Raw genomic sequence first — 8,646 nt, 5'->3', positions numbered from 1 at the left:
AGATTCTGAAACTTTGATTGAGTCAAGCTTTGAGCCTTTATTTTCTAACAGTAACTAAAATTTATAGCCAAAACTTAGAAATTAAAGCCTCGAAAGGCTTTCAGCGATTGGGTTCTCCCAAAGTGATAAAAGAGGGATATCAAAGACTCAAGAATGCTTATTTGACTTTTGGAATAGGTGGAACTATTTTTTTAATCTTAGTATGGCTACCTTTACAGATATTCCCAAAAACCTTGATTCGTTGGTTAATACCAGATTTTGATTTTAGTTATAACGATTTATTGAACTTTCATATTGTTACTTTTTTACTACCATTTGCTTCTTTTGTGGCATGTAGTATTGAATTTTTTCAGGCTATAGGCAATGCTAAAATTATAGGAGTAATTACAGCTATTAGACATATCATTTTATTTTTACCAATATTATTAATTTTTCCAATATTTTTGGGAGTTGACGGCATTTATTATGGTGTAGCTTCTGTAGAACTGCTGATTTCTTTAATCATTTTTTTATTTACATGGATAGAATTTAGAAAATTAGGTTTTAAGTAACGTAAAAAAGTGACAAACTGTTACTGATTAAATCAGCGCTCAAGTATAGAAACTACATCATCAGGGCGAGTCATTTATCCTTTACTTGTTTGACTAACAAGAGAAATTGGTCGTAGCTAATTCCCAATATTTGCTTGGTGCGATGTGGATATTGTGGTTATTCACTGGGGATTTTACTTGTTTCTTTGATCTGCTAACAGAGCTGGGCCAGCAGTCACTACCACAATTTGATCTGGATGGAGTAACTCACGAGCTGCTTGATTGACTTGAGTCAGGGTGACTTGCTCGATTTTTTGAGTAAAGGAACGCAGTTCTGACTCATCCAGTTCATGCACCTGATTTTTCAAAATTATATTTGTTAATTCTTCTGGGTTTGCTAAAGAAACGTTATAGCTACCGATCAGCGTGCGTTTAGCCGTATTTACATCTAGGGAAGTTACACCTTGCTGATGTATTTGCTGTAGTAGTTGATGGGTGCTAGCGATCGCCTGATTGGTATCTCCTGGACTAGTTTGCATTTCAATCCAAAATGTGCCAACATTTCTTTGAGCTTGGAAATAGCTGTAAATTCCGTAAGACAAACCTTGGCGATCGCGGATTTCTGCTCCCAGCCTACTGGATAGGGTATCGCCTCCTAAAATCTGATTTAATACTAAGGTTGCGTAAAATCGGGGATCTCGACGGTTAATACCCGTGTAACCCATATAAGTAATCGCTTGGACTTTCCCAGGTACAACCGGGTTGACGCGCACTACTTTTGCTGGCATTGGCACTGTGGGATATTCTAGCTTTGGTGGTTGACCGCTAACTTGCCAGTCACCAAACTCTGTGCTGATGAGCGATCGCACTTTAGCAGGCGCAAAATCTCCTACCAGCACTAGCACCATAGTATCTGGACGATAATGTTTTGCCTTGAAAGCGATCGCATCCTCACGTCTAATCTGCTGTAGACTCTCCTCTGTGGGAAAGGTGTGTAAGGGGTGTTTTTTCGGATAAATCGATTGTAAAAATATTCTTTTTGCTACTTCTGATGGGTCATCTAATTCGAGTTTGAGAGATGTTAAAGCTTGTTGGCGATTCAGTTCTAACTCTTTTTCGGGAAATGTACTATTTTTGATTGCATCTGCTAATGTTTGAATGAGGACAGGCAAGTCCCCAGCTAAACAATTACCCTCAATACGCATACCTTCGCGGTGGGCTGCAAAATCGAGAGTAGCCCCCCGTTCTTCCAAGGCTTTAGCAAGAGTTAAGGCATCTTTAGTTTTAGTACCACTCATCAAGTTATCTGCTACCAAAGATGCCAGTCCGGCTCGATCTTCTGGATCGAATTCTTTACCTGCTTTGATGTGGCCGCTCAAAGTGACGGTGGCAGTAGTCTTGTCAGGTAGCAATAAGATTTGCAGACCATTAGCTAACCTCAATTGCTGTGGTAGCCCTTGCTTGATAGTATCTGTTGTCCGATCTACAGGTGGTAGATATTTCGCAATCTCTGATGGAGGTGTAGGCGAACCAACAGCTAAATTTTCCGTAGTTTTTGTTATTTGTGGTTGGTTACTAATTTCTTTTGTCTGCTTGAGGGTTGGTTCAAAAAAGCCCACTGTACGGGCTTCTTGTCTGAGATATTTGTTTAACACCTTCACAATATCCGCCGCAGTCACTTGCCGGACCGCTGCTAAATAGTGGTCTGTGAAGCGATAATCACCGGCAGTTGTCTGATCGTTGCCCAATTGCATTGCTTGACTGGTGATATCACGGTTACTCAAAATTACCGCAGCTTCTAACTGTGTCTTGGCTCGCTCTACTTCCTCTGATTTAACACCTTTTTGAGCTATGTTGGCGATCGCACCATTCAGTACGGCATCAATTTTTGTCAAATCTTGTTCGGGATTTGCTGTCACCAACAATTCGTACCAGCTTGATTCCCGCAAGCTGGCAACAGAAGCTGTAATGTCACTTGCTAAACCTGAGTCCACCAATGCCTGATAAAGATAAGAATTTCGTCCCCCTGTCAAGATATAATCCATAACATCCAACGCTGCGATATCCGGATGATTCACATCTGGTAATGGATATACAACTTGCAACAGTGCCCCTGCTCCCTGTTCTCGTAAGATGATGGGGGATGACGGGGATGAGGAGAGTGTTTGTGATAAATTCGCCGCGTCCCTGCGTTCCCGCGTCCCCGTGTCTTCTTTCCCTGTCTGCTGTCTCTTCGGTATTTTGCCAAAAATCTCTTTAACGGTGTTGAGGGTTTGTCTAGCTTGCACATCTCCGACAATTACTAAAACGGCGTTGTCGGGACTGTAGAAATTGCGATAATATTTCCGCACTTGTTCAACTTGGAACTTCTCAACATCTGCTTTGGTGCCACCCACAGGCAACCCGTAAGCGTGATTGGGAAAAACCGCCCGGATAACGGCGCGATTGAGGCGATATTCAGGGCTATTTTCATAACCTTGTAATTCAGAAATTACTACCCGCTTCTCGTTTGCTAGTTGCTCGGTATCAATCAAAGCATTTTGCATTCTATCTGCTTCTAGTATCAGCAGTGATTTGAGCTTGTCACGTTCCACAGTGCCGTAATATGCGGTTTGGTCATAGCTGGTAAAGGCGTTGGAGTCGCTGCCTAAAGCACTAAACAATCTTCCAAATTGAATTGGATGATTTTTTGTGCCTTTAAACATCATGTGTTCTAGTTGGTGGGCAATGCCATTCACTCCTGGTTCTTCGTTGCGGGAGCCAACTTTATACCACATTTGTACGCTCACAACTGGCGCAGTATGCACTTCCTTAATTAAGACTGTCAAACCATTTTCTAAAACTGTCTTTTGGACGGTTTCTGTCAATGATAAATGTTTGATATTGTTTGCAACTGATTTTTCTCGAGTATTGACATATCTAGATGTGGCTGCATACTTGCTGTTAGCAGGTTTACCGCCCAAGATAAATACTGCAATCAGCCAAAGAGTCAATAATAGTAACGGAAAACGATAGCGATACCCAACAGAAAACACAGACATTTTTTTGGTAGATGTATGCAAATCTCTTTGCAGTGATGACAACAGTCTAAACTTTGTGAGTAATCTGTCACATCGGCGACACTACCAGAGTAAAATTCCTCTAATAAGAAAAGTAGATAAAGAAATAATCTAAATTAGCCGAGTTTAGCTAAAAATCGCATAAATTCCAAGGGCAAACCATCAGCGTCAGCGATGAAAGCGACTTCCCAAATGCGATCGCCTATCTGCTGCTGTGTCGGTTCTAAAAGCACTTTCAGCGGTTGTAATTTTTCTGTTTGACTCTCTGCCACCAATGCCACACGTTCTTTAATATTTATCAACCAACTAGGTAAATCTGCTGTCATCTCAGTTAAATCAAATGACAGATGATAGTAGCCTACGTAATGTTCGTCTGCAAATGCATCTGGGGCTGGTTTGGGTTCGGGAATTTGGATGAGTTCAATTCTGCCGCCTAATCCTTCCATCCAGCACGCTAGGGTGTAGCCTGTAGTAAAGCGTTCACAAACTGTAAACCCTAATATTTCATAGAAAGCGATCGCTCGATGAATATCCGCAGTCCGTATAGAAGCGTGATGCATAACAGAAATTAAAGTTAGCAGCTAGAATTTATAAATTAAATTTAACTCTTAACTCCTAATTTTTAAGAGGTTGTTTGAAAAGTATAAATAATTTTGATATCAATTAGAATATTAAATACTATTCGGTGTCAAAACGAAACTTAAGACGTTATATTTTGCGTTTTACACTACTCATCGCTCCTAAAATTGGCAAAAGGAAAGCTAAAACGCAAAATTGCGATCGCTGAAGTTCATAAGTTTTTACACAAACATAACTCGCTAGAGCAGGTGATTTTCGTTTGTTTTGGGCAAAGTGCCTATGATTCTTACCTGCGGGTAATGCAAGAATTTACTGAAAGCTAGTTAACATTAGATTCGGCGTGTTTACTGTTCGGGAGTGCAACAATGTCAAAACAGCTGGGTCAAAAAATTGCACCCACACCCATATCAACCGATATCGGGGTAGTGGATTTGATTGATAATTACTTCACTGCCTACAATTCAGCACGGTTGCGGGAAATCTGCCAATTACTGAGTCGTGATGTCTTTACAGAAAGCGTTACGGTAGGCGTTAGTCTTTCCGGTGCGATGACACCAGCAGGATTTGGGGTTTCAGCGCTTGCACCCTTAATTCGCAATGGCTTTATTGACTGGATGATTAGCACTGGTGCTAATCTTTACCATGATATGCATTATGGGTTAGGTTTTGAACTGTTTGCTGGTAATCCGTTTTTGGATGATGTGAAACTGCGCCAAGAAGGCACTATTCGGATTTATGACATTATTTTTGGCTACGATGTGTTGCTAGAAACTGATGCTTTCATCCGTAAGATTCTTCAAGCAGAACCGTTTCAAAAGCGGATGGGAACTGCTGAATTTCACCATCTACTAGGTAAATATGTCTGGGAAATAGAAAAGCAATTGGGAGTAAAGCATTCTAGTTTGCTAGCGACAGCTTACGAATATGGCGTACCCATTTATACGTCTTCTCCAGGAGATAGTTCCATTGGGATGAACGTGGCGGCTTTGGCTTTGGAAGGTTCGCAGTTAATTTTAGATCCGTCAATTGATGTGAATGAGACAGCTGCGATCGCCTACGCTGCACGAGAATCAGAAGGTAAAAGTGCGGCTGTAATTCTTGGTGGTGGCAGTCCAAAAAACTTTTTGCTACAAACTCAACCGCAAATCCACGAAGTCTTGGGGCTAGAAGAACGGGGACATGATTACTTTATCCAGTTTACCGATGCTCGTCCAGATACTGGTGGTTTGTCAGGGGCAACCCCGTCAGAAGCAGTAAGCTGGGGTAAAATTGACCCGGAAGAGTTACCTAGCACGATTGTTTGTTATACCGATAGCACGATCGCTTTACCATTAGTGACAGCATACGTTCTCAACCAGTGCCAGCCTCGTCAATTGAAGCGATTGTACGACAAGCGAGAACCAATGTTTGAGAAACTGCAAAAAGACTATCTAGCAGCCAAAACCCAACCATCTGAGAAAGTCCCAGCTGCTGTAGCTGATAGTGCTTCTAAAGAAGCAGCTACTTATCCCTGCGGTAGACTGATCCCTAATACTCCTTAGAGGACGCGGTGACACGGAGATTGATGTATAAAGTTTCGTAAGGTGCGTTACGGCGTTGAGCCTAACGCACCTTACTTTTCTACTGGCGTAGCAGATTATAATTTTTGCAAGCTGATGCGATCGCATTGTGGGTCGATGCATTAACGGTTAATTAAATGAGTGATTCCTTCATAAATTGACATGCCGCCACCAATGGCAAATATGAGAATAGCAAAAATTAAAGTCCAAAAATAAAGTTCTTGTCCGTAACCAAAAGGATGGCTATCATCTGCTGGTTTTTGACTCATGCGAAGTCCTAGCAAAAGTAACAGTTGATCGCCAGTATCTACAACAGAATGAATACCTTCAGATATCATGGCGGAACTGCCAGTAATGGCGGCGGCGATAAATTTAGTAATTGCGATCGCTAAGTTAGCACCCATTGCCGCAAAGATTGTTTTTTTAGATGAATCAGTTGCCATGATTGAAAATAAGTAGCTATCCAAAAACTTTTAATTCGCCTGTCTTATTGGTAACTTCCCATTGAGTTTGTTTTCCTTCTCGCCAAAAGCGTAATGCAACTGTAGCGTCTCCTACGCTTAGATTTGTTAGTTCTAAATCAGACAGACACTCTGGTAGTAAAGGCTGTACCTTTAACTTTCGCTGTGGTGCATCGGCTTCAAGTCCTAAGATGGTGTGAATGAGTAAAAAAATCGAGCCAGCAGCCCAAGCTTGAGGAATATTAGCATCTGGGTAAGGTACGGGAAAGTTGTTATCTTGGCGTTCAATTCCGGCAAACAATTCTGGCATCCGTCCAGATTGAAAATAATCAGCAGCAGCAAAAATCCCCTCGGCAATGCGATTAGCTTCTTCGTGATAGCCATAGCGCTTTAATCCAGCAGCAATAATGGAGTTGTCGTGAGGCCATACACTTCCCCGTTGATAACTAATTGGGTTATAAGCTGGATTTTGAGATGATAGAGTCCGTATACCCCAACCACACCACATATCTTGTTGAAAAAGTCGCTCAACCAGCTTTTTTGCTCGTTCTTGGGGTACGATACCAGACCATAATAGATGTCCAGGATTTGAGGTAATCGATTGGATTTGCTGCTTGTTGTTGTCTAAGCCAAGACAGTAAAAGCCTTCCTCTTCCATCCAGAATTGTTCATTGAATCGTTGATAAAGTGACTCTGCTTTTTGACGTAGCTTTTGCGCTTGTTCTTTTTCTCCCCACACTTCATAAATTAAAGCTGCTTTTAGCCAAGCATCGTAGACGTAACCTTGTACTTCACACAAAGCTATTGGCGGATCGACTAACTGGCCGTTTGGATAAACCATTGAGTCACCCGAATCTTTCCAGCCTTGATTGCGTAATCCTTTGGACGAACGAGTTAAATATTCAACAAACTCATCACCATTAAAATCACCGTATTTATCAATCCAAGTCAGTGCCTTTTCTAATGGCGATCGGCACTCATCCAACATACTAAGATTGGCGTTCCAAGAATATGTTTCAGCTAAAGTAATAATCCAGAGAATAGTAGTATCTACCGTTCCGTAGTAGGGATTGTACGGGAGTTGATTGATTTTGGTTAACTCGTCTTCACGCAGTTCATGCAGCATCTTGCCTGGTTGGGCATCATGCCAGTCATCTAACTCAGTTGCCTGTAGTTGAGCCAATCTTACAAGCGTACCACGGGCAAAATCGTGGTAAACCGCCATTGTTTGCAAGCTAGCAATAATTGAGTCCCTTCCAAAGACAGCCACAAACCAAGGAATACCAGCAGCAGGCATCCAAAATTGCTGGTCGTTGTCATCTACCTCAATTCGCAGCGCTCCCATATCGACCAGTGCTTGCTGATAAAATCCTTGAATCTCAGCATTAGACGATCGCAACCTTGTGGCATTATTTAGAAATTCATCCGTTATCTTTCCAGCTTTTGTACTGTGTCTTTGAGTACAGGTTGCTTGAGGTTTGAGGACATTTCCATTGGCTTTGGCTGTAAAATTGATACAAGTATGCCATGTTTTACCAGGAGCGATCGCTACATCAAACATCAAACGACCATTAGCATACCTGGCTGTTGAACTCGTACAGACTGTCTCAGTCAGGATACCTCGTAAAAAAGAACCGTTACGATACTCGGTAGAGAGTATTCCATCTTTCCATGTTGTTGCTGTCTCTCCCCGTGTCAAGATGTTCTTTGCTTTTACCTCAAAGATATCAGCAAAATCCGAACGAATCGCCAGCATCAATTGAAACTCAACTGGTTCTAAGTGATAGTTGATGATATCGATATCTTCGTGCATCCCCCCTACAATATCGCGCCGGATGGTTACAACCAAACTACCAGCAGGTAAAATGCCGTTGATAGTAGTAAGTTGCGGGTTAGTGAATTGGTAAAGCGCACTATGATGGGTGATGTTGCTAGAAGCTAGCAGTAAAAGTCGGTAACGATTTAAAGAAATTTCGTAGTAAGAAATTAAGCGTATATCGCGAACAAAAAAACCTTGAGCTTGATTGTCATCGATGGAACCATCGCTAGCTGTCACCAAAAATGAGGAACCATCGTTAATCGTTATTAAACCAGAATTGACAATAACTTTTGTTGGCATAGAAGTCATACTAATTCGTAATTCATAATTCGTAATTCGTAATTAATAGATACTTTAAAAAGTTTGGTGCCAGATGTGATCCTCTCACGGGCGCGTTTTTCGCTCCCGCAAAATATGAAAAAAACACATTCCAATTCAAAACCTGAAATCTTTACTGGGTAAGGGTTATAAAATGTGTTTCTTAGGAGCAGATCCACGGGCGCTCGCCACCCGTTACTGATGTAGAGAAACTTGTATCATGAAAAGTACCCTGAAAGCTTTAACCGAATTAACAATAGTGCTTTTAAGCCTGCTATTGAGCGTGGTTCTGGGCTTCTATGGTTACTACATTGGTGAAGT

Annotated in this window: 7 protein-coding genes; 3 read left to right on the top strand and 4 right to left on the bottom strand. The window is 41.6% G+C overall.

Going from position 1 to position 8,646, the window contains the following annotated elements:
• Nucleotides 1–17: 17 nt before the first annotated feature.
• The gene (locus RMY31_RS00965; RefSeq protein ID WP_322660195.1) at nucleotides 18–551 is read left to right on the top strand and encodes a hypothetical protein; all 534 of its coding nucleotides are present in this window, start codon (nucleotides 18–20) and stop codon (nucleotides 549–551) included.
• A gap of 173 nt (nucleotides 552–724) precedes the next feature.
• Here RMY31_RS00965 and RMY31_RS00960 read toward each other — a convergent pair whose 3' ends face one another.
• Nucleotides 725–3,571 (bottom strand): pitrilysin family protein, encoded by a 2,847-nt coding sequence (locus RMY31_RS00960; RefSeq protein ID WP_322660197.1) that lies wholly within the window; start codon nucleotides 3,569–3,571, stop codon nucleotides 725–727.
• A 134-nt stretch (nucleotides 3,572–3,705) separates the two neighbouring features.
• Nucleotides 3,706–4,149: a VOC family protein gene (locus RMY31_RS00955; RefSeq protein WP_322660199.1), complete on the bottom strand. Its 444-nt coding sequence runs from the start codon at nucleotides 4,147–4,149 to the stop codon at nucleotides 3,706–3,708.
• A gap of 186 nt (nucleotides 4,150–4,335) precedes the next feature.
• Between RMY31_RS00955 and RMY31_RS00950 the strand changes: the two genes are divergently transcribed.
• Together RMY31_RS00950 and RMY31_RS00945 are read left to right on the top strand one after the other, a co-directional pair.
• Entirely contained in the window at nucleotides 4,336–4,491 is a 156-nt protein-coding gene (locus tag RMY31_RS00950) for a hypothetical protein (RefSeq protein ID WP_409877039.1), read from the top strand.
• Nucleotides 4,492–4,533: 42 nt separating this feature from the next.
• The gene (locus tag RMY31_RS00945) at nucleotides 4,534–5,709 is read left to right on the top strand and encodes a homospermidine biosynthesis protein (RefSeq protein ID WP_322660201.1); all 1,176 of its coding nucleotides are present in this window, start codon (nucleotides 4,534–4,536) and stop codon (nucleotides 5,707–5,709) included.
• 140 nt (nucleotides 5,710–5,849) lie between these two features.
• Here RMY31_RS00945 and RMY31_RS00940 read toward each other — a convergent pair whose 3' ends face one another.
• Together RMY31_RS00940 and RMY31_RS00935 are read right to left on the bottom strand one after the other, a co-directional pair.
• Nucleotides 5,850–6,170: a cation diffusion facilitator family transporter gene (locus tag RMY31_RS00940; RefSeq protein ID WP_322660203.1), complete on the bottom strand. Its 321-nt coding sequence runs from the start codon at nucleotides 6,168–6,170 to the stop codon at nucleotides 5,850–5,852.
• A gap of 16 nt (nucleotides 6,171–6,186) precedes the next feature.
• Nucleotides 6,187–8,307: a glycogen debranching N-terminal domain-containing protein gene (locus RMY31_RS00935; protein ID WP_322660205.1), complete on the bottom strand. Its 2,121-nt coding sequence runs from the start codon at nucleotides 8,305–8,307 to the stop codon at nucleotides 6,187–6,189.
• Between the last annotated feature and the right edge of the window lie 339 nt (nucleotides 8,308–8,646).

This window comes from Dendronalium sp. ChiSLP03b (assembly GCF_034531165.2).
Taxonomy (GTDB): domain Bacteria; phylum Cyanobacteriota; class Cyanobacteriia; order Cyanobacteriales; family Nostocaceae; genus Dendronalium; species Dendronalium minutum.
This window is presented reverse-complemented; position numbering and strand designations above follow the sequence as displayed.

Coding starts and splice junctions, on each gene's coding strand:
- RMY31_RS00960 (WP_322660197.1), bottom strand. CDS start 3,571: ATGTCTGTGTTTTCTGTTGGGTATCGCTATCGTTTTCCGTTACTATTA.
- RMY31_RS00955 (WP_322660199.1), bottom strand. CDS start 4,149: ATGCATCACGCTTCTATACGGACTGCGGATATTCATCGAGCGATCGCT.
- RMY31_RS00945 (WP_322660201.1), top strand. CDS start 4,534: ATGTCAAAACAGCTGGGTCAAAAAATTGCACCCACACCCATATCAACC.
- RMY31_RS00940 (WP_322660203.1), bottom strand. CDS start 6,170: ATGGCAACTGATTCATCTAAAAAAACAATCTTTGCGGCAATGGGTGCT.
- RMY31_RS00935 (WP_322660205.1), bottom strand. CDS start 8,307: ATGCCAACAAAAGTTATTGTCAATTCTGGTTTAATAACGATTAACGAT.